Genomic DNA, 26,331 nt, shown 5'->3' on the forward strand with positions numbered 1-26,331 from the left:
GTCGACAGGCACCGCGCGCGAAGAAAATTAGTTCCGATCAAACCCCACTGCGCCTTCGCGGCCGGTTTGGCCGCGGTGGCGGAGCATGTGGTCGGCGAGGACGAGGGCCATCATGGCTTCGCCGACGGGGACGGCGCGGATGCCGACGCAGGGGTCGTGGCGGCCCTTGGTGATGATGTCGGCGTCTTCGTTCTGGGTGGTAACGGTCTGGCGCGGCGTCAGGATGGACGAGGTCGGCTTGACGGCAAAGCGACAGACAATGGGGTCGCCATTGGAGATGCCGCCCAGAATGCCGCCGGCGTGGTTGGAGAGGAAATAGGGTTTTGCCTCCCCTGCCCGCATCTGGTCGGCGTTTTCGACGCCGGTGAGGCTGGCGGCCTCGAAGCCGGCACCGATTTCCACCGCCTTGACGGCATTGATGCTCATCATGGCTGAGGCAAGATCGGCGCTGAGCTTGCCATAAATGGGCGCGCCCCAGCCGGCCGGAACGCCTTCGGCGACGACTTCAATGACGGCACCGACCGAATTGCCATCCTTGCGGAGGCCATCGAGATAGCCCGCCCAGAGTTCGGCGGCCTTGGGGTCGGCGCAGAAGAACGGGTTTTCGTCGACTTCTGCCCAATCGAAATTGGCATAGTCGATCTTGTGCGGGCCCATCTGCACGAGGCTCGCGCGGACGGTGACACCCTGCAGAATCTGGCGGGCGACAGCACCGGCGGCGACACGGGCTGCGGTTTCGCGGGCCGAGGTGCGGCCGCCACCGCGATAGTCGCGAATGCCGTATTTCTGGTCGTAGGTGTAGTCGGCGTGACCCGGACGGTATTTGTCGCGGATCTCGGAATAGTCCTTGGAGCGCTGATCGGTGTTTTCGATCATCAACGAGATCGGGGTGCCGGTGGTGCGCGGGCCATCGGTGCGCTCGTCCTCGAACACGCCGGAGAGGATTTTCACCTCATCGGGCTCGCGGCGCTGGGTGGTGTATTTCGACTGGCCCGGCTTGCGGCGATCAAGATCGCGCTGGATCATCTCGGGCGTGAGGACGACGCCGGGAGGGCACCCATCGACGACGACACCAAGGGCGGGCCCATGGCTTTCGCCCCAGGTGGTGAAACGGAAAAGATGCCCGAAACTATTGAACGACATGACGCGGTCCCTTGCTCGCGAGCTTTCTAGGCAGACCGGGCGATGCGGTCAATCGGCAGGACCGGGTCAGTCCAGTTCCACGTCCCAGGTGTTTTCGGCCGAATAAAGGGCCATGCCCCCTCGAGAGAACTGGGCCACAGCCCCCTGGGGCGGCGCCCAATTGAGGACCTGGGCGCGCGGCGCCCCCTCGACCAAATGGCGAAGCACGCGGAAAACCCCGCCATGGGCAACGACCACGGCATGGCGGGTCAATTCGCGGGCGAAATCGACGAGCCGCACGGCGACGTCGTCATAATTCTCGCCGCCCTCGGGACGGAACTGCCAATAGGTCTCGTCGCGCTGGCCCGGGGCAATAGCCTGCTCCCGCGCAATTTCGGAGTGGAGGCGACCTTCCAGATTGCCGAAGGAAATCTCGATGAGGCGCGGATCGTGAATGACCGGGGGCAGCTCGACATCGAAGGCGGCACGCATGCGATCCATGGTTTCGCTGGCGCGGCTCAGCGGGGAGGCGAACCATTTCAGCGATGCGGGATCGACGCCATCGCGCTCCAGCAATTGCCGGAGCAAAGGCCCGTTCGCGTCGGCCTGCAATTGGCCAACGCGATTGAGCGGAATGTCCCGGGCGCCCTGATAACGCTGTTCGCGATTCCAGTCGGTCTCACCATGCCGGGCGAAATAAAAGTCCGGCCATTCGAGAGCAGTCATTCACATAGCGCGCCTGACGGCACGTCCTTTTATTCGCTGGTTTCAGGCGTGTCGCTGTCGAGCAGCTTCATGCCCACGACGTTGAAACCGGCATCGACATAATGGATTTCGCCGGTCACGCCATTGGCGAGATCGGAGAGGAGATAGGTGGCCGCGCCGCCGACATCGTCGGTCGAGACGTTCTTGCGCAGGGCCGAATTGGCTTCCTGCCAGTGCAGCATGTCGCGCAGGCCCGAAATGCCCGAAGCGGCGAGGGTCTTGATGGCGCCGGCCGAGATGGCATTGACGCGGATGCCCTTCTTGCCGAGATCAACGGCGAGATAGCGCACGGAAGCTTCGAGAGCCGCCTTGGCAACGCCCATGACGTTGTAGTTCGGCACATATTTGACGGCGCCGTAATAGGTCAGCGTCAGCAGCGAACCGCCCGGGTTCATCAGCGGCTCGGCGCGCTTGGCGACGGCGGTGAAGGAATAGACCGAGATATCCATGGTCAGCGCGAAGTTGTCGCGGCTGGTGTCGAGATAGCGGCCTTCGAGCTCGTCCTTGTTGGAGAAGCCGATGGCGTGCACGACGAAGTCGAGATTGCCCCACTTTTCCTTGATCTGGCGGAAGGTCTCGTCCATCGCGGCTTCGTCGGAGACGTCGCACTCGACGAGGAAATCGGAGCCGACTTCGGCAGCCAGCGGCTCGACGCGGCGCTTGAGCGCCTCGCCCTGATAGGAGAACGCCATTTCCGCGCCCTGGGCGTGCAATTGCTTGGCAATGCCCCAGGCAATCGAGCGGTTGTTGGCGAGGCCCATGATCAGCCCGCGCTTGCCTGCCATCAATCCAGTGGCCATTGATCGGTTTCCCTTATCTGGAGTCGTTTGTCCGGTTGTGGCACACGGGAAGCAGTTGCGGCAAGTTCGACGCCATTTCCTGCCCTTGTGGAGCCCGGTTTTACCCATGTCCCTTGATGCCAACGCGATCACGAGCGCTCTTTCCGACATTTTGGGGGCGGACAACGTCATTGGGCAGCCAGAGCGGATGGGCGGCTATCTCAACGAGCCGCGCAAGCGCTTCCACAAGGGAGCGAGCGCCGTGGTGCTGCCGCCTGATGTTGCGGCGGTGCAGGCAGTAGCGCGTTGGGCCAATGAGAACCGGGTGGCGCTGATCCCGCAGGGGGGCAATACGGGGCTCGTGGGGGCGCAGGTGCCGCGCTTCGGCAATGAAGTCATTGTCAGCCTTGCCCGGCTCGACAAGGTGCGGGCGATCGATACGGCCGGCGGGGTGATGACGGCGGAGGCCGGGGTCATCCTCGAAAATGCGCACAAGGCGGCCGAGGCGGCGGGCGCGATGTTTCCGCTGTGGCTGGCCTCGCAGGGCTCGGCGCGGATCGGGGGCGTGCTGTCGTCCAATGCCGGGGGCGTCAATGTGCTGGCCTATGGCAATGCGCGGGAATTGACGCTGGGGGTGGAGGCCGTCCTGGCCGATGGGCGGCTCTACAATGGGCTCAATTCGCTCAAGAAGGACAATACCGGATACGACTTGAAGGACGTATTGGTGGGGGCCGAGGGGACGCTGGGGATCATCACCGCTGCGACGCTGAAGCTCTATCCGCTGCCGGAGGATTATGAGACGGCGCTGGTCAATATCGCCTCGCCGAGGCAGGCGCTGAGGCTTTTTGAATTGCTGCGTCAGCGCGCCGGGGGGCGGCTCAATGCGTTCGAGATCATTCCGCAGATCGGGCTCGATATCCAGTTGCGGCATGGGATGCTCGACAAGAATCCGACCGCCAGCCCCTCCCCCTGGTATGCGCTGCTCGAGATTGCGCGGCCGGCAGGGGCCGAGCCCGGCACGCTGCAATCGGCGCTGGAGGCGGCGTTCGAGCAGGGGCTCATTACCGACGCGGTGATTGCCGAGGCGCTGAGCGACCGGACGCGGATGTGGAATTTTCGCGAGCAGATGAGCGAATGCCAGAGCAAGGAAGGCGCCTCGATCAAGCACGATGTGTCCGTGCCGGTGAACGCCATTCCGCAGCTGATCGAAGAGGGTTCGGCGGCGGTGGAAAAGCTCGCGCCGGGCATAAGGCCGGTGCCGTTCGGACATATGGGCGACGGCAATATCCACTTCAATTTCAGCCAGCCCGCGGGCGCGGACGGCAAGGCCTTCATGGCCCAATATGACGAGGCGGCGCATGAGGTGATCTATGGGATCGTGCTCAAGCTGGGCGGCTCGGTGTCGGCCGAGCATGGCATCGGCCAGCTCAAGAGCGATCTTTTGAAGCGGGTGAAGGACCCGGTGGCGCTGGAGATGATGCGGGCGATCAAGACTGCGCTCGACCCCAATGGCATTCTCAACCCCGGCAAGATGCTGGGGTGACGGGCACAATGGGAGCACCCAGTCACCTCGCCGTGCCCGTCTTGCGCGGCGGAGCGAAGCGCCCCATCTAACGCTTCATGTTGCTCAATATCGCATTTCTGGACGATGAAACCCGCCCGCCCATCCTCAAGATCGAGGGTTTGACCGAGGCGCAGCGCGAACCCGGTCGGCATCTCAAGCAGATTCACGACCATTTGCGCCACAATATGAAAACGCTTGGCGCGCTGATCGAGCGGGCCAATGCCGGTTCCGCCACGCAGGCCGATATCGCCGCCGAAACCGGCAATCTGGAAATCGTCGCCAATTACCGGCGGTTCGGTAATTTGTGCGGCCAGTATTGCCAGGTGGTCAACACCCACCATTCCATCGAGGACTACCACCTCTTTCCGGCACTCGCCGAAAAGGGTGAGGGTTTCCGCAAGATCGCCGAGCGCCTGCAGGCAGAACATGTGGTGGTGCACGAATTGCTGGTGCGGCTGATCGATGCGCTCAGCGCATTGGCAAGCGCGCCTGGCCCGGACAATTTCGCCAGAGCTCGCACCGTCTACGAGGCGCTCGAACGCGTCCTCCTGTCCCATCTCGGCTATGAGGAAGACGCCATCGGCGACGCGCTGGGCTATTTCGACATTATGTAGGACGTTCGCCCGAAGCTCGCGCTTCACAACAAATCCATCTGTCCGCCACTGCCGCCGGCTTTTTTGAACAACTACGGAAGCGCTGACCAAGGTAGCATTTTCAACATTGCGCGCTCAACGCTCATCGCCAAGAACAATGCCTCACTTCTTGGTCCATTGGACCGGTGCGCATTCAACATGCCAATAAGTGTCCCTGCGAACAGCGCAGCTTCGGGTGACGTCGCGGGTGAAAGAGCGACCTCCGTCAGATATTGATCCGCATCGTTGTAGAACCCGTCTGGGCGGGGAAAGTTAAGTCGATTGAATTCATCTGCGATCAGTTGAGCCCGGTCGTCACGCTCAATCCAAAAATACCATAGGGCGCGGCGAGCGAACGAAAATAGCCCATACAGAGCCAGCGCCAGTTGCAGCGCAATTACAGCCAACATGCCCCAGAGCCAAGAATACGGGTTCCAGTCGAAACTGAATAAGAAAATGGCCACGAAAACAACGTACTCCGTGGCCACCGAAAACGCGAATGCGGTCCAAAACGCCCGTCGATGAGCTGATTTAAATACCAATGCCATAAGCCCCCCTCATAGACCACTCTATAGGTTACTTACCAAGATTTACTTGGCCAGATCTCGATATAGGAAATCTCATAAGCAACAGCCCCCGGGACCCACACGAGATTCCGGAATGCTGACCAACGCTAGAGTATTTTCTGAATGTCGACTATCGCAGCGAGCCCAAAGCTCCATTGCTTCTGGGCAGCACTATGATCAAGTGACCCCCTAAAAGAGATCCATCTGCCCGCCACTGCCGCCGGCGGCCTTTTTGGGGCGCGCGGGGGGTGGCTCGGGGAGTTCGTGGGTGACGGGTTGGATAAGGCCGGGGTCATCATCCCTAGCGGAATTGACCCGGGTGGAGACGGGATGGAATTTGAGCACCCCATCTTCGAGCGGCAGGGCCATCTGGGCGGCTTCGGAGGCACGGATTTCGCGGACATTGAGCCAGGCGTCGATCTCGGCATCGTCGAGAAGGATGGCGGGCATGCGGTCGTGGATCTCGGACAATTGCCGGTTGGCGGCTACGGTGATGGTGGCGACGCTGTCGACCTCCTCGCCCTCCGGCCCGCTCCAGGTGGCATAGAGCCCGGCCAACGCCATGGGCTGGCCATCGGCGCGGGTGATGTAATAGGGGCGCTTCTTCTTGTCGGGGCCGGTATGCCATTCGTAATAGCCGCTCGCCGGGACGATGCAGCGGCCATGCTTGAGCGCATCGCGGAAAGCGGGCTTGTCGGCCATGGACTCGGCGCGGGCATTGATCAGCAGCGGGAATTCGCGCGGATCCTTGACCCAGCGCGGCACCAGCCCCCAGCGGGCGAAATGGCCCTCGCGACGGCCGCCCTCCTCCCAGATGGCGGCAATGGGCTGGGTCGGCGCGATATTGTAGCGCGGCACCATCTCGATACTGTTCAGGAGCTTGAACAGTTCGGCCATCATTTCGGGCGGCAGGGTTGCCGCATAGCGTCCACACATGGCGCACTCGCCTTTGATCAGGGGCTTTTGGTCGAGGAAAGAGGTAGTGTCTAAAGAACCGAATCGCAAATGTGCAGGCCATGATTGACCAACCCAATGCCGCGAGTGTGGCGCTCATTCGTGAGCGCAAAGTTCTGCTGATCAAGCGGGCCTTTGCGCCGTATCAGCATTTGTGGACGCTGCCGGGTGGCCGGCTCGAGGATGGCGAGACCATCGAGCAATGTGCTGTGCGCGAGCTGATCGAGGAACTGGGCGTCACCATCCGCAATCCGCGCCATGTGGTGACCCAGTCGCTGGGCCGGGACGAGAGCTATCAATTGGCCGTGTTCGTGACCACCGATTTTTCCGGCAAGATCACGCCGTCCGACGAGGTCGCCGACCATAAATGGGTGGACCCGGCGGCACTGATCGCGATGCGGACGACGTCGCGGCTCGACCTCGTGATCGAGCAGGCTTTCGCAGTTTTGGCGGAGCGGTGATATAGAGATCGCCGAGCGCCGTTCCGGGACACCGACTTGATCAGACTTTTCCGCACCAGCCTTGTTCTTCTGGCGCTCAGCGCAGCGCCGGCACTGGCGATCGATCCGCCCTATCAGCGGCAGATGGAGCGGCTGGCCGAGGTGATGGGCAGCCTTTATTACCTGCAGCCGCTGTGCAAAGCGGGAACCGAGGACTGGCGGGTGCAGATGTCCGAACTGATCACGCTCGACGAGCCCGACGAGGACCGACGGCAGCGCCTCGCCGGAGCGTTCAACAGCGGCTACACCGCCTTTTCGCGCTTTCACAAGCAGTGCACCCCCGCCTCGCGCGAAGCGCTTGGCCGGCTCCTTCTGGAAGCGCAACGCCTGGCGCGCGATATCCATACTCGGTTCGCCGAATAGGATCGGGAAAATTGCCTACCTCCCGTTAACCTTCGGGTTACTTCTGCCGCGCCAGCGAAAAAACGCTGTGCTAACTGGACTTCATGCCCAGCACCAAGACACTTTTTTCGCCAGCTTCCGATAACGGCCCCTCAGAGCAAGGGCAGGTCGAGCGCCAGATCGCGCTCGAATATCTGGCCGAAGCCTGGAACAATGCCGAAGAAGACGGGCTGGAAAGCGCGGCGCTGGCTCATGCCTCGCTTTTTGCGGCGCTGGCGACTTTCGTGCGCATGCATGGCGACGACGCGACTGCCGAGATGATCGCTCAATTGCCCGATCGCATCCGCGCGGGCGAATACAATCTCGAGCGCGTTCTCCAGTAATTCTCCGCTCCCTCGCAGGACCTTAGCGTCAGTATTGGGCCAATCTGTCCCAAACTGCGACAGATTGGCCTGTCAAATTTTCGCCTCGGGTCGACCACAGCCTCGCCCTCTTGGGCATTTAACGCGCTGCTAACCTTAATAAGCGATCATCTGAATTGTCGGCATTTTAGCGTCACTTTTGCCGAGCTAGTTCGTGTTGCGTAGTGTTGAGTAGCGTTTTATGGCCCATTCCCCCCGGCCGGCCGTGCAGTCGCACGCCGCCAGAGCGGTTCGCCGAGGATTTCCCTTCGCCAGGACGATGGCGTTGGGATTTGTTGCATCCCTCACCTATCTCACCTGCGCCAGCGGCGCATTCGGCCCGGCAGGAGACCTGCCGAGCATGGATGCGAGCGCGCCCCAAATAGAGCTGGCCAAAGCGAGCCTGAGCTATTCGGGAGCCGATCCGGTGATTACCGGGTCTGTCGATCATCTGTTTGCAACAGCAAGTTTCATGGGGCCCAATCGCGGCGAGAAGAGCGACCGGTATCGGCCGGCCGTGGATGTGCTCGCCGTGTCCCGCAGCTTTGAGGAAGTGCGGGTGCGCCTGGCGGCGTTGCGGGCTTCGCCATCCGATCCGACCGATCTGGCACAGACCAGGCTTGCCGATCTGGACATGCCCAAGGCGGCCGAAACCGATTCTGGCCCGCGCATGTCGGTCGCCGCGGTCGATCCCTCCTCCATCAATCCGGCGGGAATCAACCCCGCCACGGCCGCCGCGCTCGACGCCATTGCCGGCATTGCCCCGCAGACGGCCTCGCTGGGCGGCAGTTCGACGCCCCTGCCCGCCATCGCCTCGGAACAGCTTGCCTATGCCCGCGCCAATGCGCCGGTGACGGGAAGCTACGCCACCGGCGATGCCGTTGCCGTTTCAGAGCGCGAACTCTGGTGCCTGGCGACCGCCATCTATTTCGAAGCACGGGGCGAAAGCTATCGCGGCCAGGTTGCCGTGGCGCAGGTGGTGATGAACCGCACCAAGGACCACCGCTATCCCGACACGATCTGCGGCGTGGTGTTCCAGAACCAGCATCGCAAGAATTCGTGCCAGTTCTCCTTTGCCTGCGACGGCATTCCCGAGGTTATTACCGAGCGCGAATCCTGGGCACAGGCGGAAGATATCGCCAGCCAGTTCACCAAGGGCCAGCTCTACCTGACCGAAGTCGGCGATTCGACCCACTACCATGCCACTTATGTTCGCCCGGCCTGGGCACCGCGCATGGAAAAGGTGACCCAGATCGGGCTGCACGTGTTCTACAAATTCAAGCGCGGCTGGCTGTTCGGGTAAGGCTTTTGGCAACCACTGATAGGTCGGTGGTTCTCATCCCCCCACCCTCACTCCCTCCCCACGTAGGGGGAGGGAAGCCAGGCCGGTGATGGCTGGAGCCACTTGCTCACAAGTCGCTCTCCCTCCCCCTTGTGGGGAGGGATCAAGGGTGGGGGTTGATGGCTACTGCCTCACACCCCGAAGAACTCAAAAACCTAACAGTACCAAAAGCTCGCCGTGGTGATGCAGCTGGTAGTGCGGGTCTTGCCGTCACGGGTCTTGTAGGTCGAGACCGAGACGAAGGAATTGCCCCTCTGGACTTCGAAGCTGGTCCATTGCCCGCCCGCCCATTGCGCGAAGCTGACGGTCCGAGGTTCGGCAGTACGCACCGTGATGCCGGGATATTGCACGTGGCGCGAGGTCAGCGCGTCGGTCGAATAGGTGCCGGTGCTGGTGCGGGTGATGGCCACCTCGCTCACCCTGCCCGCCTCGATCTTCTTGACGCGGTGCATGGAGATCGGATCGGTCGACACCCAATCGGCATAGTCGACGATATAGTCCCGCTCGCCGAACTTTACCAATCTATCGGGATCTATGCCATCGGCAATGGAAGGGGATGCGAGCGCGGCGGCCATGACAATGCTCGTGACCAAACCAGGGGCGTGGCGAAGCAGGTTTTTCATGGCGAGCGTCCCATTCTGATCCAAAACGATACAGTTCTCTTAACGGATCAGTAACCATGACTGGGCGGACGCCACGATGCAATCTTGCAAACATGGTTAATTTTGCATTGATTTTCAGGCGTGAGGGATGAGCGCTGCCAGCTCTTCGAAGGCCGCAATGAAGCGGTCATGCGCTTCGCGTGTCGGCCAGGGCCGAATGAGGCGATCGAATTCATCGACCTCGAATGCCGGAAAGCTCGGTTCGCCGAACAGGCGTCGCGCCTCGGCCGCTTCGAAGCCCGCCAGATTCGTGGCCTCGAAATAGGCTGCCTCGCGATCGGCCTTCTTGATCAGCTTGGTCAGGGCCGCCGGCTGCGTCGCCGGCAGCGAGAAGCGCAGGTAGATGGCCGACAGAAGCCGGTTTTCGACATCCTTGTAATTGCCGCCCATCGCCGCCTTGAAGGGCGAGATGATGTCGCCCATGACATATTCAGGTGCATCATGAAGCAGCGTCTGGAGCTGGGCGTGGACGCCCGCGTCCGGGTTTGCGGCGCGAAACACTTCCAACACCAGCACGGAATGCTGGGCCACCGAAAAGGGATAATCGCCGATGGTCTGCCCGTTCCAGCGGGCGACGCGCGCCAGCCCATGGGCGATGTCGGAGAGCTCCACATCGACCGGCGAGGGATCGAGAATATCGAGGCGGCGGCCGGACAGCATACGCTGCCAGGCGCGGGAGGCGGTTCGGGACATCAGGGCGGAGTTCGCTGATTGGGTGTTGGCGAGACACTACCAGATGGCGGCGATTCGAGAATGTCTGGTGTTTTGACGAGGCATCGGGGCTCTCGCCCCCCACCCTCACTCCCTCCCCACGGAGGGGGAGGGAGTGAGGGTGGGGGTGACTTGATCCGGCCCTACTCCTCCGCGGCGACGTCGCCGAATTGGTAATTGGCCCAGCTGGGCAGCGTGAGAGTAACGGGTTTGCCGTCGGCGGTGACGGCGGAAAAATCGGTGATGCGGTCGAGGCGGAGAATGGCGAGAGCTTTGCCGCCCACCACCTGACCGATCGTGCCCGCTTCGCGGGTGCCGGCGAGGATGGGGGTGCCGGTGGGCGCGGTAAGGTCGGAGACGACAACCGGGCGGCGGCGGGCGGTGCCGCGGTGCCTCATGCGCGAGACGACTTCCTGGCCGACATAGCAGCCCTTGGCGAAGTCGATGCCGTCCACGATGTCGAGGCCGAGATCATGGGCGAAGGCGTCGTTGGCGGGGAAATCATTGCCCTGATGGAGGATACCGGCGGCGATGCGGGCCTCGTGATAGGTGCTGTCGTCGGCGATCCAGTCGGTGGTGGCCTCGACGGGCGCGATGATGCGCCAGCCGAGTTGCACCGGACCGAGGCGATCGGGCTGGGCGCCGGGGATTTCAGTCGCCGAGAAGCCGACGCGGTGGGTCTCGCGGAGATCCTCAATGTCGGCCTTGGCGCGCAGGCGGTACATCTTCATGCGCTTGAAGAAGTCGTCGGCGACGGAGTGGTGCACGTCGAGCCAGAGCGCGTCGTCAAAGAAGCCGGCGAGGCCCTCGGCGAGGATTTTTCCCTGGGGCGAGAGCAAAGCCCAGGCGGCTGCGGGACCGGGTTCGGTGGGGATGTGGCCGGTCAGCACGTCATTGAGCAGGCGATGGGCATCGGGACCGGAGAAACGGAAGATCGCGCGATCGGCACGCAGGATGATGGCCATCAGGCACTCCATGAAAAACAGGCGTCCGCTTTGGCGGATATGACCCGGAGGTGGGATGGACAGGGGCGCCCGCAAGCCACTAGAACCGGGGCAATTCCAACCGAGCCGGGACCGCAGACATGGCGCAGTATGACACGATTTTCAAGAACGCCACCGTCGTCAACCATGATGGCGAGGGGCTTGCCGATATCGCGGTCAAGAACGGGCGCATCGTGGCGCTGGGCAATGTCACGGGCGACGCGGCCGAAGTGATCGACTGCACGGGGCTGCATATCCTGCCCGGCGTGATCGACAGCCAGGTGCATTTTCGCGAGCCGGGGCTGACGCACAAGGAAGACCTCGAGAGCGGATCTCTGGCGGCAGTGATGGGTGGCGTTACAGGCGTGTTCGAAATGCCGAACACCAATCCGCTGACCACGACGCGGGAGACCTTTGAGGCCAAGATCGCGGCCGGCACCAATCGCATGCACTGCGATTTCGCCTTCTATATCGGTGGCACGCACGACAATGTCGGCGAATTGGCCGAGCTCGAAAAGCTGCCGGGCTGCGCAGGCATAAAAGTGTTCATGGGCTCGTCCACCGGCTCGTTGCTGGTGCAGGACGATGCGGGGGTAGAGGCCATTCTCCGCGCCATTTCGCGCCGCGCCGCTTTCCATTCGGAAGACGAATACATGCTCGAGGAGCGCAAGCGTCTGCGCGTGCCGGGCGATCCGTCGAGCCACCCGGTGTGGCGCTCGCCTGAGGTGGCGATGAGCTGCACGACGCGGCTGGTGAACCTCGCCCGCAAGACCGGCAAGCGCATCCATGTGCTGCATATCTCGACCAAGGAAGAGATCGTCTATCTCGCCGACCACAAGGATGTGGCCTCGGTGGAGGTGACGCCGCACCATCTGACGCTCGACGAGACCGCTTATGACAGGCTCGGCACCTATGTGCAGATGAACCCGCCGATCCGCGATGCGGTCCATCGTGAAGGGATCTGGAAGGGCGTGTCCAATGGGGTGGCCGATGTGCTGGGCTCGGACCATGCGCCGCATACGCGCGAGGAAAAGGATCACCCCTACCCGGAGAGCCATTCGGGCATGACGGGCGTGCAGACGCTGGTGCCGACCATGCTGGACCATGTGAATGCCGGGAAGCTGAGCCTGCAGCGCTTTGTCGATATGTCGAGCCACGGCCCGAACCGGATTTTTGGCATCGCCAATAAGGGCCGGATCGCAGTGGGCTATGATGCCGACCTGACTGTGGTGGACATGAAGCGCCGCGAAACCATCACCAATGAATGGATCAAATCCCGCGCCGGCTGGACGCCCTATGACGGCGTCACCGTCACCGGCTGGCCGGTGGGCACGGTGGTGCGCGGCAATCGCGTGATGTGGGACGGCGAGCTGGTGACCCCGCATGTGGGCCAGCCGATGCGGTTTATCGAGGCGCTGTAGGGGGCTTATTACCCACGAGCGCGTCATCCCCGGGCAAGCGGGGACCTCCGTTGGCCTGTGCTTATAGAGAAACAGAGGTTCCCGCTTTCGCGGGAATGACACTGTGGAGGTGGCTTTGAACCCCCTCCTAGCCTCTCCCTAAAAGGGGGAGGGACAGGCCGGTGGACGCTGAGATATCGAGAGCCCCGATGCGCCCCTCCCCCTTCTCAGGGGGAGGTTGGGTGGGGGTCTGTCAAATCCCGATCAACAAGCAGCGCGCACCGGAGTGGCGGCTTCGAGGATGGCGGGGGCGTTGAAGCGGACGGAGAGGGAGCGGGAATTGACCGGGGTGACCCGGGCGGTGAGGTTGCTCGTGCCGACCAGCGTATCGAGAAAGGCGGCAGCTTCGCCGGGGGCCGCGATGACGAGGGCGGTGTTGTCGGCATTGACGGGCAGAGTGCGGCTGCGGGCCTGCTGCAGATCGTTCTGGAGGGTGAGGCCGGCATCGCGGCCAAGCGCCGACATGGTGTTGCCGGCAAAGGCGAAGGCGACGCTGAGATTGCCGGCCTCGCAGGCAATGGTGACCGTTGCCGGGGCACGGCCGCTGGGGCGGGCCGGAATGAGCTGTTCGCTTTCAACGCTGGCGGAAAGGGCTTGCGCGGATGCCGCGCCGTTCAGGAAAATCCCGTCATAGCAGGCGAGCCGTTCGGCATCGGGGGCAATGGCGGCGCATTGGGCGCCGGACTGAGCCATGGCAGAGCTGGGCAGAGCCAGAAGAGCGAGTGCGAACAGAGCCCCAAACTTTGTCACGAGCGGTTTTTTCCTTCCCTTTTTAGGCACTGTGCCACGGCTTCATATGGGATGGAACTGACGGGTTTGTAATGGGGAAAATTCAGCCCGAGGCCTGCGCCAGCGTCAGGCGGGCCACGGGAACGCGGTAGGGCGAGCAGCTGACATAGTCGATGCCAAGGCCCGAGAAGAATTGCAGCGAGGTGGGATCGCCGGCGTGTTCGCCGCAAATGCCGATCTTGAGTTTGGGATTGGCAGCCCTGCCCCGCTCGATGGCGATGGCGATCAATTCGCCGACGCCCTTTTCATCGATGGTGACGAACGGATCGCGCTCATAGATGCCCTTGCGCTGATAGGCGGCGAGGAAGGTCGGCGCGTCGTCGCGCGAAATGCCGAACGTAGTCTGGGTCAGATCGTTCGTGCCAAAGGACAGGAAGTCGACCATGCCGGCGATCTCCCCGGCGCGGAGGCATGCCCGCGGCAGCTCGATCATGGTGCCGAAGGAGAATTTGACCCTTTCGGAGCGCGCGAGGCCGGAATTTTCGACGATGTTCATCACATGGTCGCGCACCCACGCCACTTCGCTGGCGGTAGAGACGAAGGGCACCATGATTTCGACCGGCACCGGCGCGGACTGCCGCTCGCTGGCGGCGCGGGCGCCGGCCAGCACGGCCTGGATCTGCATCTGCAGGATTTCTGGATAGGTGATGGCCAGCCGCACACCGCGATGGCCGAGCATGGGATTGATCTCGGCAATGCGCTCGAGCCGGAGCCGAAGGGCGCGCACGGCGACGCCGAGCGAGGCGGCGGTGTCCTCGATTTCCTCATCGGTGCGCGGCAGGAATTCGTGCAGCGGCGGATCGAAGAGGCGAACATTGACCGGCAGGCCATTCATGGCGCCGAAAAGGGCCGAATAGTCCCCGGTCTGAAAATCGACGAGGCCGTGGATGGCGCGGCGGCGGGCTTCCTCGTCTTCCGACAGGATCATGCGCCGCAGGGCGACCATGCGCTCGGGCGAGAAGAACATATGCTCGGAGCGCGCCAGGCCCACGCCTTCAGCGCCAAAGGACAGGGCGGTTGCGGCGGCCTCGAGCGATTCTGCATTGGTGCGCACGGAAATGGTGCGGCTGGCATCGGACCAGCCGAGCAGCTTGCCGATGGCCCCGCCAATATGGGGCTGCGCCAACGGCAGCGTGCCGAGATAAACGCTGCCATCGCTGCCATCGATGGTGAGGCGATCACCGGCGCGGAATTCGCGGTCGCCGATGCGGCAGACCATTTCGGTGGTGTCGACGCTGAGCGTGCGAACGCCCGCGACGCAGGGCTTGCCGGTGATGCGGGCGATAACGCCGGCATGGCTGGTCATGCCACCGCGGGCCGTGAGAATGCCGGTCGCCGCCTTCATGCCTTCGATATCGGCCGGGCCGGTTTCGTTGACCACCAGAATGCAGTGCTTGCCGCGGGCGCGCAGGCGCGCTGCGTCCTCGGCATTGAAGGTGATGATGCCGCTGGCCGCGCCGGGGGAAACCCCGAGGCCGGTGGCGATGGGCGTTGCGTCCTCGGCCGATTTGAGGCGGGGATGCAGCAATTGGGTGAGGCGATTGGGATCGACGCGGGTGACCGCGTTGTGAGGGCTCCACACCTTGCGGTTGACGCGGTCGACGGCCGCTTCGAGTTCGCCTGCGGCGGTGGCCTGGACCGGGCGGGCCGAGAGGAATTTGACTTCGCCCTGATGGATGGCGACGAGACAGGCCATGTGGCGGCCGGCCTTGGCATCGAGCAGGCTGATCAGCGCATCGACACTGTCGGGCAGGCGCGGCACGGGCGAGCCGTTGAGCGGCGCGGGACCGAGAACGCCGGTGACGGAATTGCGGGTGAGAAATTGCTCGATCTGGCCCTCGGCGACGGCCTGAACCAAGACGATCTGGCGGGCACGATCTTCCTCGGAGCGGGAGGTGCCCCAGCCGGCGCCGGGAAAGCCATAGCTCTCGAAGGCCTGCTTGATGGCGCGGGCGAGTGGGCGGCCCGGATCGACCGCATCTTCGGGCGCGGTGGGGGCAGGAATGCCGAGGCGGGCTGGCTGGAGGCCGCCATTGTGCGCGGCAGCCGAAGTGCGCACGACGAGAAGAGGCGGCTTGCCATCCTTGCCGACGAGCTTGAACAGGCACGCCACCCAATGGGTGCGCAGGCGAATATCGCGGCGGGCGCGCTCGGCCTGCAGGCCATCCCAGGCGGCACGGGTAATGGCAATGGTGGGGATTGTGGGGAAGCCGGTTTCGCCGACGCGGAAAATCCACCGCGCCTTGCCAGCCAACACTTTAAGTTGGGCGGCGCTGAGGTTTGCCTTCCCCAGAGCCGGGGCGACCGCAAACATTTCCTGCGCCAAACTCACAAAACCACCGCCTTGCCTTCACAACGAAACCATACTGCCTCACCCCCCTGCCCTGCTGCAACAGGACTTGACTTGGCGGGGTGCTGAAAGCATCTGATCTCTTATGGAAAAAAGGCCACATCTCGACATCATGCTCTGTGCCCCGCGCGGTTTCTGCGCCGGCGTGGACCGCGCCATCCAGATCGTGGAACTGGCGCTGCAGAAATATGGCGCGCCGGTTTATGTGCGCCACGCCATCGTTCACAACAAATATGTGGTCGACGGCCTCAAGGATAAAGGCGCGATTTTCGTCGAAGAACTCGATGAAATCCCCGAAACCGAGGCTCCTGTGGTGTTTTCGGCCCATGGTGTGCCCAAGAGCGTGCCGGCCGATGCCAAGAGCCGGAACATGTTTTTCCTCGATGCGACCTGCCCGCTGGTGAGCAAGGTGCATGTGGAAGCGCAGCGCCATTTTGCCGAGGGGCACGAAATCGTGCTGATCGGACATGAGGGGCATCCGGAAGTTATCGGCACGATGGGCCAATTGCCGCAGGGGGCTGTCACCCTGATCGAAACCGTGGCCGACGCCAATGTTTTCACCCCGCGCGACCCGCAAAACCTTGCCTTCGTGACGCAGACGACGCTCAGCGTCGATGACACGCGCGAGATCGTCGCGGCGCTACAGGCGCGCTTCCCGGCCATCAATGGACCGCATAAGGAAGACATCTGTTACGCCACGACCAATCGGCAGGAATCGATCAAGGCGGTGGCGCCGCTGGTCGATGCCATGATCGTGGTGGGCTCGCCCCATTCGTCCAATTCGCAGCGCCTCGTCGAAGTCGCGCTGCGCTCGGGCTGCCGCGTCGCGACGCTGGTCGACCGGGCCAGCGATATCGACTGGTCGCTTTATGGCGACATCAAATCGCTGGGCGTGAGCGCCGGGGCCTCGGCGCCGGAGAGCCTCGTCGAAGAAGTGATCGACGCGTTTGCGGCGCGTTACGAGGTCAAGGTCGAGACCAAGACCACGGCGGTCGAAAATATCGCCTTCAACATTCCGCGCGTGTTGCGGGACCTCGAAACGGCCGGTCGATGAGCGGTCTCGATCTGTTCGAGACCGAGCGGCTGGTGCTGTCGGGCTGGCGCATGGACCAGGTCGATGACCTGATGCGCCTTCACGGCACCGAGCGGGCGACGCGCTATCTGACGACCAAGGGCGTGCCCTATAGCCGGGCGCAATGCGAAGAAGCGGTGGCGCACTGGATCACGCTGTTCGAAACGCACCAGTTCGGCAAGCTGCGGGTGCGGCGCAAATCGGATGGACAGTTGGTGGGGCGCGCCGGGTTCGGCATCTATCCGCCCACAGGCGAGCCGGAGATCGGCTATACGCTGTTCGAAGAATTTTTCGGCAATGGCTATGCGAGCGAAGCGGCGGCCGGGCTGCGCGACTGGTTCTTTGCCCATGACAAGGGCGAGCACTTCATCGGCATGGCCCATGTCGAGAATGCCCCATCCCTCGCCATCCTGACCAATATCGGCATGGAAAAGACCCATGTCGCCATCGACCATTACGGGCTGCCCTGCCAGTTCCATATTTTGAGGCGCCCTGCGGCATGAGCGAAACAGTTATCATCCACACCGACGGCGCCTGTTCGGGAAATCCGGGGCCCGGCGGGTGGGGCGCTATTCTGCAGTTCGGCCAGCACCGCAAGGAGCTCAAGGGCGGCGAGCAGCTGACCACCAACAACAAGATGGAGCTGACCGCGGCCATCGAGGCGCTGAATGCCCTGACGCGCCCCTGCACGGTCGAGATCCATACCGACAGCCAATATGTCAAGAACGGCGTGCAGAGCTGGATGCATGGCTGGAAGCGCAATGGCTGGAAGACGGCCGACAAGAAGCCGGTGAAGAATGTCGAGCTGTGGCAGGCGCTGGACGCAGCCACCAAGCGCCACGAGATTTCCTGGCATTGGGTGAAGGGCCATGCCGGCGACGAACTCAATGAGCGCGCCGACGAACTGGCCCGCGAAGGCATGGCCCCGTTCAAGGGCAAGAAGGCCGGGAGTTTTGCGCCTCCGGTTTGAGGGGCGTCGCGTTTTGGCTGATGAGCCTCGGACGTCAGTCCTATCGCCTCCCTCCCCCTTGTGGGGAGGGACTGAGGGTGGGAGGCCTTCCCCCGCGCGCTTTGCTGCAAATCACCGCCGCGCAGGAGACGACGCGCTGGACAGGGCTCAGGCCCGCCTGGGCAGTGCGTGCTTTATCGTGCGCCAGGCCGGGGCGATGATGTAGCCGGCGATGGGGATGAGGATGGCGCCGAGGACCAGGCCGAAGACGAAGTCGACGGCGGCCGTGGCGAACCATCCCGCCACCCCGGCGATCGAGGGCAAGGCGGCCTGGGCCCAATGGGCGGCTGCCTCGATGATATGTTCGGGTCCATCGAAACCGAATTCATAAAGACCGTGGGCGACAATGCTGCCACCGACCCAGGTCATGGCGGCGGTGCCGACAAGGCTCAGGACCTGCATGAAGCCGGGCATGGCCTTGACGATGAAGCGCCCCGAGGCGCGGCCGGTCTGGGTGCGGCCCTTCCTGGCCAGAAGCAGGCCGAAATCATCGGCCTTCACGATCAGCGCCACGGCGCCATAGACGGCGATGGTGATGCCGATGCCCGCCACGGCGAGGATGGCCGCGCGGGTCCAGAAATTCTCGACATCGATCGCGGCCAGGATGATGGTCATGATCTCGGCCGAGAGAATGAAATCGGTCTTGATGGCGCCGGAAATCTTCTGGTCCTCGAGCGAGGTGGATGCAAGCGAGGCCGGCTCAAGGGAGGCTTCATGCTGCTCCGCCTCGTGCGGCGCGAAGAGATGAAAGACCTTCTCTGCGCCTTCGTAACAGAGATAGGCACCGCCCAGCATGAGCAGTGGCGTGATCACCCAGGGCGCAAAAAGGCTGAGCAGAAGCGCGGCGGGGAGCAGGAACAGCAGCTTGTTCTTGATCGAGCCCCAGGCGATTTTGCCGACGATGGGCAGTTCGCGGTCGGCGGTGAAACCGTGGACGTAATTGGGGGTGACCGCTGCGTCGTCGATGACGGCGCCGGCGGCCTTCACACCGGCCTTGGCCGCCTGGCCGGCTATGTCATCAAGAGAGGCAGCCGCGACTTTTACCAGGCCTGCAACGTCATCGAGCAGGGCGATCAGGCCGACAGACATATTTGGAAACTCCGAGAAACTTCGATCGGATAATGCGCGGCGCGGCAGTTGGTGCCAAGGGGGCAGTCAACGAGGATACAGCGTGGCTCTCGTCCCCCCACCCTCAATCCCTCCCCGCGAGGGGGGAGGGAGGCAGCTCGGGGATGTGGCCGGTCTGGTGACTTAGCCCGCGACTTTCCCGAAATCGGCGACGAGACGCATGGTGTCGCGGAGGCGGGCGAGGAGGTTGAGGCGATTGGTGCGGATGGCCGCATCGGCATCGTTGACGAGCACCGCGGTGAAGAAGGCATCCACAGGCGCGCGCAGGGTGGCGAGATCGCCCATGGCGGCCTTGTAGTCATCCTTGCCGACATGAGAGGCCACGGCGGCGTGGACCGCCTCGACGGCGGCGGCGAGCGCGGTTTCCTCGGGCAGCTTGAGCGCCGACTGATCGACGGCACCGGCATAGGCCTTGCCGTCCTTCTTTTCCTCGGCCGCGAGGATATTGGCAGCGCGCTTGTAGCCGGCCAGCAGATTTGCACCGTCGTCGGTGGAGAGCAGGCTCGACAGGGCCTCCGCCCGCTGGGTGATCTGCAGCATATCGTCGCTGTCGGCCGAGAGCACTGCGTCGACGAGATCGTGACGGGCGCCGGATTCGCGCAGCGACACCTTCAGGCGGTCATGGAAGAAGGCGAGGAGATCGGCATCGACCTGGAGCGGGAATTTGAGCCCGTTCTCGGTGATGATGCGGATGACGCCCAGCGCTGCACGGCGCAGCGCAAACGGGTCGCGCGAGCCGGTGGGCTTTTCGTCGATCGACCAGAAGCCGGTAAGCAGATCGATCTTGTCGGCGAGCGCAACGGCCATGGAGACCGGCTCGGTGGGAACCTGATCGGTGGGGCCAAGCGGCTTGTAGTGCATTTCGACGGCGGTGGAGATATCGGCGGGCTCGCCCTGGGCGGTGGCGTAGTAGCGGCCCATCAGGCCCTGCAGCTCGGGGAATTCACCGACCATCTGGGTGGTGAGATCGGCCTTGGCCAGCATGGCGGCGCGCTTGGCGCGTTCCGGATCGGCGCCGATCTGCGGGGCGATCTCGCCGGCAAGCTTGACCAGGCGCTCGATGCGCGAAAACTGGCTGCCGAGCTTGGCGTGGAACACCGTCTCTTCGAGCTTGGGCAGGCCATGCTCGAGCGGCAGCGCCAGATCGGAATTGTAGAAGAACATCGCGTCGGAGAGGCGCGCGCGGATGACGCGTTCATTGCCCGCCACGATTGTGGCGCCACCATCGGTGGGGACGGTATTGGAAATGATGATGAAGTTCGGCGCCAGCTTGCCCGATCCATCGCGGAGGCAGAAGCATTTCTGGTTGGCGCGGATGGTGGCGATGATGACTTCCTCGGGGAGTTTGAGGAAATCAGGATCAAAGCTGCCCATCATGACATTGGGCCATTCGACGAGGCCGGCGACTTCTTCGAGTAGGCCTTCATCGGCGATGACAGTCAGCCCCTGCGCGAAGGCGAGGTGATCGGCATCGGCGCGAATAATGTCCTTGCGGCGGTCGATATCGAGAACGACCTTGGCCCGCTCAAGTGCGGTCACGTAGTCGTCGAAGCGTTTTACGCGGATGGCGTCGGGCGCGAGGAAACGATGGCCGAACGTGGTCTGGCCCGCTTCAATGCCGGCGGCGGCAAAGGGCACGACGATGGGTTCGTCGTTTTCGGTGCCGAATGTGGCGGTGATGGCGCGCAGCGGACGCACCCAGTTGAAGCTGCCCGAGCCCCAGCGCATGGATTTGGCCCAGGGGAAATCGGTGAGGATTTTCGGCAGGATGGCGGACAGCAGTTCGACCGCGTCGGCGCCGGGCTTTTCGATCAGCGCGATGTAGAAATCGCCCTTCTTGGGGTCGCTCTGAATTGTTGCCTGGTCGATGGACGACAGGCCGGCCGCGCGCAAGAAGCCGTCGATTGCGGGCTGGGGGGCACCGACCTTGGGGCCCTTCTTTTCTTCGCGCGTATCGGGGGAGCGCGGCGGCAGGCCGGATATTGTCAGCGCCAGGCGACGCGGCGTGGCGAATGCCTTGGCGCCCTCATAGACCAAACCTGCATCGACCAGAGAATTGGTGACAGCTTTCTTGAGGTCTTCGGCGGCGCGACGCTGGAAGCGGGCCGGGATTTCCTCGGAGAAGAGTTCGAGCAGCAGTTCGGGCATGATGGCTTACCGATTGGAATGGGCGCGGTTTGCCTAGCAAGCGCGCCGCCAGATGTCCACACGCCAGCGCGTGTCAGCTGGCGTGGGAGGCCAGGTGCGCTTCGCGCATGTCGCGTACACGATCCATGATGGCGCGCGGAATGATCTCGTAGCTGCCCTCGCGCAGGCATTTGAGCGCGCCATAGCGCATGGAGAGGAAGACCAGCACCTTCAGGGTGAAGGGATCGTCCGAACAGTCGGCCAGCAGCAGCGCCCTGCCCGGCTCGTCGAAATAGTGACGGGCACGAAGGCTCACCCCCGCCTCTTCGAACACATAGTCGATGTAATTGTACCAGAAGCCGAATTCGTCGGGCCGGTCCGGGGTGGCGTCGCCATATTCGAGCAGGTGATAGACCGCCACGGGGGCGATGATGTCCTGCGCATAGGGCGGTGCGGGCTCGGCCATCGAATTACCAGCCTCCCCCGCCGCCGCCGCCGCCGCCACCGCCGGAGAAGCCCCCGCCCCCACCAGACGACCCGGACGAACTGGCCTGGACCGGTTGGGCCGCTATCATGGCTGCGGCCATGCCCGACGAAGCGGTGCTGATGGCATTGGACAGGCTACCCGAGGAGAAATTGCGTGAGCCCCCATACCAGTGCGGATCATAGACACCCTGCGCATCGGAAACGGCATTGCGCGCCAGCTCGGCCTCGAAATGCTCGGACCACGGCTTTTCGACGCCCAGCGCGATGGCATAGGGCAGGATGCGTTCGAAACGCTCGATGGTCATGGGCGGCTCCTTGTCGATATTGAGCCGGTTCTTTTCGGCGGTTTCGAGGTAGAGCTTGAACCCTTCGATCTCGTCCATGATCTTGCGGCCCTGCACGGTGGGCGCGCGCATCAGCACGGCGAAGATGGCGCTGATGGCGACCAGAGACGCCGCCGCAATGGCCGCGGTGTTGATGGTGATCCCGGTAAAGCTCTCGGCGATGCCCCCGACGAAGTTGAAGCCGAAAAACCCGAGGAAAATGATGATGATGAAGCGCTGCCAGCCGCCCTGGCGCAGCACGCTGAAAAAGATCGAGCCAATGACGGTAACGAAGACGCCGCCGACAAAGGCGCCGAAGAGCCAGACCGGCTCGAGAATATCGAGGGCCACCATGCCGACCATCATCAGGGCCGCCATGACAAAACTGATCAGGGCAAAGCCCCAATTGTGGTTGAACCAGACAGAGCGGTTTTCGCGGGTGAGGGCGCTGGTGAATTTTTCGCGCTGGCTGGAAAGCTCGACACCATGGGCCTTGTCGAGGGTGACGGTCCCTGCGGCATCGAAATAGCGGAAGAGGATTTCCTCGCCCACCGGGAGCTTTTCGGCAGGCCCCTTGCCGGTCGTGGTGATGGACAGCGTGTCGTCGACATTTTTTATGGTGACGAGCCCGCGCACGCCGAGGCTGAAAATGGCTGACGTCAGCGCCGTCCAGCCCGAGTTCTTGAAACCCCAATTGTGCACATAATGGGTGAGCGCCGGCGAGAAATCCTTGGGCGGATAGAACAGCGGGATGATCGTACCCTTGGGCGGATCGCGGCCGACGCGGGACCAGGCGGTGAAATTATAGGCCAGCAGAATCAGCACGAAGAGCACCGGCAGCCAGACCTCGCGCAGGTCTGAGGCGGACTGCACGAGGGCATCAAGGCCTTCGGGAAACTGCACGATGCCCTTCTGGAATGACACCGAAAAAGTCATGCCCTCTCCCGGCCCGAGAACGCGCTCGGTGCGGAAGATGGCGATATTATCGCCCTCCCGGGTGACGCGGACGGCCTGCTCGGACGAGCCGACATCGCCGGTATAGGCGACCGCATCGGAAATGACCGCGCCCGCGGGCAGGGTCACGCGCGCCACCGATTTCAGCACCGCAAAGTCCCAATAATTGCCGGTGGCGTTCCAATAGAGTTCGTCGTGATCGGCGAAGGGCCGCGCCATGCGGTCCATGACATAGGTGATGGTATAGCGGTGCTGGCCGCGCGTGAGCAGGCGCTCGGAACTGCCGATCCAGATGCGCTGGAAATTGCCCATGCGCTCGACGCGATAGTCTTCCGGGGCTCCGGCGCGGGTAACGCCTTCCACGGCGAGATCGACCCGGATCTTGTTGCCCGAGGGGCCGAGCAGAACGGTGGGGATATCGCGATAGATGCCGCGGCGAATATCGATCCCTTCGGCCCTGACATCGACGGTTTCGACGACGCGGACAGAACCGTCCGTGCGCAGGGTGACGTCGCTGGCAAAGGCCAGGATTTCCTCGCGCGCCGCCCCGGGAAGGGATAGCGCCACGAGAACTGCAAAGGCAGTCAGCAGCCGGACGAAAAACGCCATGGCAGGGGTCAGAACTTTACCGTAGGCGCCTGGCGCTCGGCTTCGTTGTCGAGCTCGAAATATTGCGCCTTGGTGAAGCGGAAGGCATTGGCGACCAAATTGGATGGGAAGGAATCGACCTGGATGTTCATGTCGCGGACCGCGCCATTGTAGTAGCGGCGCGCCATCTGGATTTCGTCCTCGGTGGTGCGCAGGGTCTGCTGGAATTCGAGGAATGTGGTGTTGGCCTTGAGGTCGGGATAGGCCTCGGCGACGGCGAGCAGGCGCCCCAGGGCTCCCGAGAGTTCGCCTTCGGCCTTGGCGCGGGCTTCGGGACCTGCGGCGGCGGCGCTGGTGGCAGCGGCACGGGCTTTCACGACAGCTTCGAGCGTCTCGCGCTCATGGCCCATATAGCCCTTTACCGTCTCCATCATGTTGGGAATGAGGTCGGTGCGGCGCTTGAGCTGGACGTCGATGCCGCTCCAGCCCTCCTCGACCATCTGTCGGTTTTTCACCAGGCCGTTGTAGATGATGATGGCGTAGCCGATCACGGCAACGGCAAGTACCAGAATGACCCATTCCATGACGCTGGCTCCCTTGGGATATCGGGTTGTATCGGCCGGGACAGTGGCAGTTTCCCTCAATTGGCGCAATTGCTTGGGAGGGGCGCGCGAGGGGCAGGCTTGACTTTTCCCGTGGCGACACTAGCTTTCAAGCCATGAACACGAGCCTTTCGCATCACCGCATCTTCCTGGTCGCAGGACTGAAGCCCTAGGCTTGCTCGCGCTGGAGCCTGCTTAGGGCAGGCTTACTTTCTTTTGCTCCCAGCGCCCGTTCACTTTTTCCCAAATGAGACGCCCGCCCGGCCACGCGCTTTTTCGCGCGCCGCGGGCCGAGAGGATTTGTTGCCATGACGCAGCCCACCAGAGATTTGTCGCCCCGCCTTGTGCTGGGCACCACCGACCACGAAACATTGGGACGCCTGGCGCGTGCCGGGCTGGACCGCATGCCGGATCTGGCCGAGACCCTGCTCGACGAGCTGGACCGTGCCCGCGTCGTCGAGGATGCCAAGCTGCCCGAGGATGTGGTGCGCATGGGCGCGCGCGTCGTCTATCGCACCAATGGCGGGGCCGAACAGGATGTGACGCTGGTCTACCCGGCCGAGGCCGATATTGCCGCGGGCAAGATTTCGGTGATGACGCCGATCGGAACGGCGCTGATCGGTCTCAAGGCCGGCCAGTCCATCACCTGGCGCGACCGCGCCGACAAGCGGCAGATGCTGACCGTGGTCGAAGTGAAGGCTGCGGCCGAGGCTTAGGGATTGTCGTGGGGCTCTGAGCACCCCCACCCAGCCTCCCCCTGATAGGGGGAGGAGCCCATCGGGGCTCTCGAACTATTGGGGCTCTCGAACTACCAGCCCACACAGGCCGATCCCTCCCCCTACCAGGGGGAGGTTAGGTGGGGGTCGAAAGACCCTCAGCAACACCCAAAAAAACTATTCCGCGCCGCCACCGGCGGTCTGCAGCCAGGCTTCGCCGCAGGATTTGGCCAGTTCGCGGATGCGCAGGATGTAGCTCTGGCGCTCGGTGACCGAGATGACGCCGCGGGCGTCGAGCATGTTGAAATTGTGCGAGGCCTTCACAACCTGCTCATAGGCCGGGATCGCCATGGTCTGGCGATTGCCTTCGGCGCCCTTGGCGAGGATGGCGCGGCATTCCTTTTCCGCATCCTCGAAATGGCGGAAGAGGATGTCGGTGTCGGCGGCCTCGAAATTGTACTTCGAGGATTCCTGCTCGTTCTGCAGGAAGACGTCACCATAGGTGACCTTATCATCGCCTTCGCGACCGTTGAAATTGAGGTCGTAGACGTTTTCGACGCCCTGCACATACATGGCAAGGCGCTCGAGGCCATAGGTGATCTCGCCCGGAACCGGGGAGCACTCAAAGCCGGCGACCTGCTGGAAATAGGTGAACTGGCTGACTTCCATGCCGTCGCACCAGCACTCCCAGCCGAGACCCCAGGCGCCCAGGGTCGGGCTTTCCCAATCGTCTTCGACAAAGCGGATATCGTGCACCGAGGCGTCGAGCCCGATGGCGGCGAGCGAATCGAGATAGAGTTGTTGGATGTTTTCCGGCGATGGCTTGAGGATGACCTGGAACTGGTAATAGTGCTGCAGGCGATTGGGGTTTTCGCCGTAGCGGCCGTCCTTTGGACGCCGGCTGGGCTGCACATAGGCGGCTTTCCAGGGCTTCGGACCGAGCGCCCGAAGCGTTGTGGCGGTGTGGAACGTGCCAGCGCCCATCTGCATGTCGTATGGCTGCAGGATGACGCAGCCCTGCTCGGCCCAGAAATTCTGCAGCGTCAGAATAAGACCCTGAAACGAGTTCTTCGGGTCCATATGGGCGGGGCGAGAGGTCATCGACAATTATCCTGCATATATGCGGGACAAACCTCTAGTTTGGACGCCCCCGGTGGTCAATGGCGCTTGTCGTTGCCATCCCTGTCGCCCGGCCGGAAGGTGCCGTCCTGATCGCGCTTGAGGTCGATGACGTCATGGGTCTGCCGATCGGCCAGGTCTCGGGCGCGGGCGAGCCGCTTTGCCTCTTCGGCATCGGCATTGAACTTGCCCGACCAGTCGCGCCAGATGCGGCGGACACCGAAATAGATGAGAATGGCGAGGGCCGCGAACAGAAGAATGCGCAGGAGCATGGCCGAAAAACTT

28 protein-coding genes are annotated in these 26,331 nt (G+C 63.1%); 11 read left to right on the forward strand and 17 right to left on the reverse strand.

Annotated elements, in window-relative coordinates; translation table 11 throughout:
* Window positions 1-27: 27 nt before the first annotated feature.
* The 3 genes from aroC to fabI form a co-directional block, all read right to left on the reverse strand.
* Entirely contained in the window at window positions 28-1,143 is a 1,116-nt protein-coding gene (aroC, locus tag N0P34_RS15900; RefSeq protein WP_275604200.1) for a chorismate synthase, read from the reverse strand.
* Between the two features lie 66 nt (window positions 1,144-1,209).
* Window positions 1,210-1,848, reverse strand: a complete 639-nt coding sequence (locus tag N0P34_RS15905) for a histidine phosphatase family protein (RefSeq protein ID WP_275604201.1) — start codon at window positions 1,846-1,848, stop codon at window positions 1,210-1,212.
* A gap of 29 nt (window positions 1,849-1,877) precedes the next feature.
* The gene (gene fabI, locus N0P34_RS15910) at window positions 1,878-2,687 is read right to left on the reverse strand and encodes an enoyl-ACP reductase FabI (protein ID WP_275604202.1); all 810 of its coding nucleotides are present in this window, start codon (window positions 2,685-2,687) and stop codon (window positions 1,878-1,880) included.
* Between the two features lie 106 nt (window positions 2,688-2,793).
* Here fabI and N0P34_RS15915 point away from each other — a divergent pair, with 106 nt between their 5' ends.
* Entirely contained in the window at window positions 2,794-4,209 is a 1,416-nt protein-coding gene (locus N0P34_RS15915; protein ID WP_275604203.1) for an FAD-binding oxidoreductase, read from the forward strand.
* Window positions 4,210-4,286: 77 nt separating this feature from the next.
* Complete coding sequence (locus N0P34_RS15920) at window positions 4,287-4,844, forward strand: hemerythrin domain-containing protein (protein ID WP_275604204.1); 558 nt, start codon at window positions 4,287-4,289, stop codon at window positions 4,842-4,844.
* Between the two features lie 71 nt (window positions 4,845-4,915).
* Here N0P34_RS15920 and N0P34_RS15925 read toward each other — a convergent pair whose 3' ends face one another.
* Window positions 4,916-5,410, reverse strand: coding sequence for a hypothetical protein (locus tag N0P34_RS15925; RefSeq protein WP_275604205.1), 495 nt, complete (start codon window positions 5,408-5,410; stop codon window positions 4,916-4,918).
* 207 nt (window positions 5,411-5,617) lie between these two features.
* The gene (locus N0P34_RS15930; RefSeq protein ID WP_275604206.1) at window positions 5,618-6,364 is read right to left on the reverse strand and encodes an SOS response-associated peptidase; all 747 of its coding nucleotides are present in this window, start codon (window positions 6,362-6,364) and stop codon (window positions 5,618-5,620) included.
* Between the two features lie 80 nt (window positions 6,365-6,444).
* Between N0P34_RS15930 and N0P34_RS15935 the strand changes: the two genes are divergently transcribed.
* The 4 genes from N0P34_RS15935 (at window position 6,445) to N0P34_RS15950 (ending at window position 8,928) form a co-directional block, all read left to right on the forward strand.
* Window positions 6,445-6,843: an NUDIX domain-containing protein gene (locus N0P34_RS15935; protein ID WP_275604207.1), complete on the forward strand. Its 399-nt coding sequence runs from the start codon at window positions 6,445-6,447 to the stop codon at window positions 6,841-6,843.
* A gap of 36 nt (window positions 6,844-6,879) precedes the next feature.
* Window positions 6,880-7,245 carry a TIGR02301 family protein gene (locus N0P34_RS15940; RefSeq protein ID WP_275604208.1) on the forward strand — a complete coding sequence of 122 codons (366 nt, stop codon included), beginning with the start codon at window positions 6,880-6,882 and terminating at the stop codon, window positions 7,243-7,245.
* 83 nt (window positions 7,246-7,328) lie between these two features.
* Window positions 7,329-7,607 carry a hypothetical protein gene (locus tag N0P34_RS15945; protein ID WP_275604209.1) on the forward strand — a complete coding sequence of 93 codons (279 nt, stop codon included), beginning with the start codon at window positions 7,329-7,331 and terminating at the stop codon, window positions 7,605-7,607.
* Window positions 7,608-7,911: 304 nt separating this feature from the next.
* Entirely contained in the window at window positions 7,912-8,928 is a 1,017-nt protein-coding gene (locus N0P34_RS15950) for a cell wall hydrolase (RefSeq protein WP_275604210.1), read from the forward strand.
* Window positions 8,929-9,122: 194 nt separating this feature from the next.
* Here N0P34_RS15950 and N0P34_RS15955 read toward each other — a convergent pair whose 3' ends face one another.
* The 3 genes from N0P34_RS15955 to N0P34_RS15965 all read right to left on the reverse strand — a co-directional run bounded on the left by N0P34_RS15955 (window position 9,123) and on the right by N0P34_RS15965 (window position 11,305).
* The gene (locus N0P34_RS15955) at window positions 9,123-9,590 is read right to left on the reverse strand and encodes a hypothetical protein (protein ID WP_275604211.1); all 468 of its coding nucleotides are present in this window, start codon (window positions 9,588-9,590) and stop codon (window positions 9,123-9,125) included.
* A gap of 114 nt (window positions 9,591-9,704) precedes the next feature.
* The gene (locus N0P34_RS15960; protein WP_275604212.1) at window positions 9,705-10,322 is read right to left on the reverse strand and encodes an HD family hydrolase; all 618 of its coding nucleotides are present in this window, start codon (window positions 10,320-10,322) and stop codon (window positions 9,705-9,707) included.
* 161 nt (window positions 10,323-10,483) lie between these two features.
* Window positions 10,484-11,305: a folate-binding protein gene (locus N0P34_RS15965; protein ID WP_275604213.1), complete on the reverse strand. Its 822-nt coding sequence runs from the start codon at window positions 11,303-11,305 to the stop codon at window positions 10,484-10,486.
* Between the two features lie 119 nt (window positions 11,306-11,424).
* On the opposite strand from N0P34_RS15965, the gene N0P34_RS15970 reads away from it, so the two are divergent.
* Window positions 11,425-12,744: a dihydroorotase gene (locus N0P34_RS15970; RefSeq protein WP_345774437.1), complete on the forward strand. Its 1,320-nt coding sequence runs from the start codon at window positions 11,425-11,427 to the stop codon at window positions 12,742-12,744.
* Between the two features lie 243 nt (window positions 12,745-12,987).
* Here N0P34_RS15970 and N0P34_RS15975 read toward each other — a convergent pair whose 3' ends face one another.
* Together N0P34_RS15975 and N0P34_RS15980 are read right to left on the reverse strand one after the other, a co-directional pair.
* Complete coding sequence (locus tag N0P34_RS15975) at window positions 12,988-13,533, reverse strand: hypothetical protein (protein WP_275604214.1); 546 nt, start codon at window positions 13,531-13,533, stop codon at window positions 12,988-12,990.
* Between the two features lie 82 nt (window positions 13,534-13,615).
* Complete coding sequence (locus tag N0P34_RS15980; protein ID WP_275604215.1) at window positions 13,616-15,886, reverse strand: putative PEP-binding protein; 2,271 nt, start codon at window positions 15,884-15,886, stop codon at window positions 13,616-13,618.
* A gap of 121 nt (window positions 15,887-16,007) precedes the next feature.
* On the opposite strand from N0P34_RS15980, the gene ispH reads away from it, so the two are divergent.
* The 3 genes from ispH to rnhA are packed head-to-tail and all read left to right on the forward strand — an operon-like array spanning window position 16,008 to window position 17,964.
* Complete coding sequence (gene ispH, locus N0P34_RS15985) at window positions 16,008-16,976, forward strand: 4-hydroxy-3-methylbut-2-enyl diphosphate reductase (RefSeq protein ID WP_275604216.1); 969 nt, start codon at window positions 16,008-16,010, stop codon at window positions 16,974-16,976.
* The gene (locus tag N0P34_RS15990) at window positions 16,973-17,497 is read left to right on the forward strand and encodes a GNAT family N-acetyltransferase (RefSeq protein WP_275604217.1); all 525 of its coding nucleotides are present in this window, start codon (window positions 16,973-16,975) and stop codon (window positions 17,495-17,497) included. Before ispH ends, N0P34_RS15990 begins: the two co-directional genes overlap by 4 nt.
* Window positions 17,494-17,964, forward strand: a complete 471-nt coding sequence (rnhA, locus tag N0P34_RS15995; RefSeq protein WP_275604218.1) for a ribonuclease HI — start codon at window positions 17,494-17,496, stop codon at window positions 17,962-17,964. The genes N0P34_RS15990 and rnhA overlap by 4 nt, the downstream gene beginning before the upstream one ends.
* A gap of 147 nt (window positions 17,965-18,111) precedes the next feature.
* On the opposite strand, the gene N0P34_RS16000 is transcribed toward rnhA, so the two are convergent.
* The 5 genes from N0P34_RS16000 to N0P34_RS16020 form a co-directional block, all read right to left on the reverse strand.
* Window positions 18,112-19,092, reverse strand: a complete 981-nt coding sequence (locus N0P34_RS16000; protein WP_275604219.1) for a DUF808 domain-containing protein — start codon at window positions 19,090-19,092, stop codon at window positions 18,112-18,114.
* A gap of 162 nt (window positions 19,093-19,254) precedes the next feature.
* Complete coding sequence (glyS, locus tag N0P34_RS16005; RefSeq protein WP_275604220.1) at window positions 19,255-21,279, reverse strand: glycine--tRNA ligase subunit beta; 2,025 nt, start codon at window positions 21,277-21,279, stop codon at window positions 19,255-19,257.
* Between the two features lie 73 nt (window positions 21,280-21,352).
* Window positions 21,353-21,724, reverse strand: a complete 372-nt coding sequence (locus N0P34_RS16010) for a hypothetical protein (RefSeq protein WP_275604221.1) — start codon at window positions 21,722-21,724, stop codon at window positions 21,353-21,355.
* A 4-nt stretch (window positions 21,725-21,728) separates the two neighbouring features.
* Window positions 21,729-23,630: a DUF2207 domain-containing protein gene (locus N0P34_RS16015; RefSeq protein ID WP_275604222.1), complete on the reverse strand. Its 1,902-nt coding sequence runs from the start codon at window positions 23,628-23,630 to the stop codon at window positions 21,729-21,731.
* A gap of 8 nt (window positions 23,631-23,638) precedes the next feature.
* Window positions 23,639-24,193, reverse strand: a complete 555-nt coding sequence (locus N0P34_RS16020) for a LemA family protein (protein ID WP_275604223.1) — start codon at window positions 24,191-24,193, stop codon at window positions 23,639-23,641.
* 326 nt (window positions 24,194-24,519) lie between these two features.
* On the opposite strand from N0P34_RS16020, the gene rnk reads away from it, so the two are divergent.
* Complete coding sequence (rnk, locus tag N0P34_RS16025) at window positions 24,520-24,927, forward strand: nucleoside diphosphate kinase regulator (RefSeq protein WP_275604224.1); 408 nt, start codon at window positions 24,520-24,522, stop codon at window positions 24,925-24,927.
* A gap of 177 nt (window positions 24,928-25,104) precedes the next feature.
* Here rnk and N0P34_RS16030 read toward each other — a convergent pair whose 3' ends face one another.
* Both N0P34_RS16030 and N0P34_RS16035 read right to left on the reverse strand, forming a co-directional pair.
* Entirely contained in the window at window positions 25,105-26,007 is a 903-nt protein-coding gene (locus N0P34_RS16030; protein WP_275607003.1) for a glycine--tRNA ligase subunit alpha, read from the reverse strand.
* Between the two features lie 77 nt (window positions 26,008-26,084).
* Window positions 26,085-26,318 carry a hypothetical protein gene (locus N0P34_RS16035; RefSeq protein ID WP_275604225.1) on the reverse strand — a complete coding sequence of 78 codons (234 nt, stop codon included), beginning with the start codon at window positions 26,316-26,318 and terminating at the stop codon, window positions 26,085-26,087.
* Between the last annotated feature and the right edge of the window lie 13 nt (window positions 26,319-26,331).

This window comes from Devosia sp. FJ2-5-3 (assembly GCF_029201545.1).
In the GTDB taxonomy this organism is placed as follows: domain Bacteria; phylum Pseudomonadota; class Alphaproteobacteria; order Rhizobiales; family Devosiaceae; genus Devosia.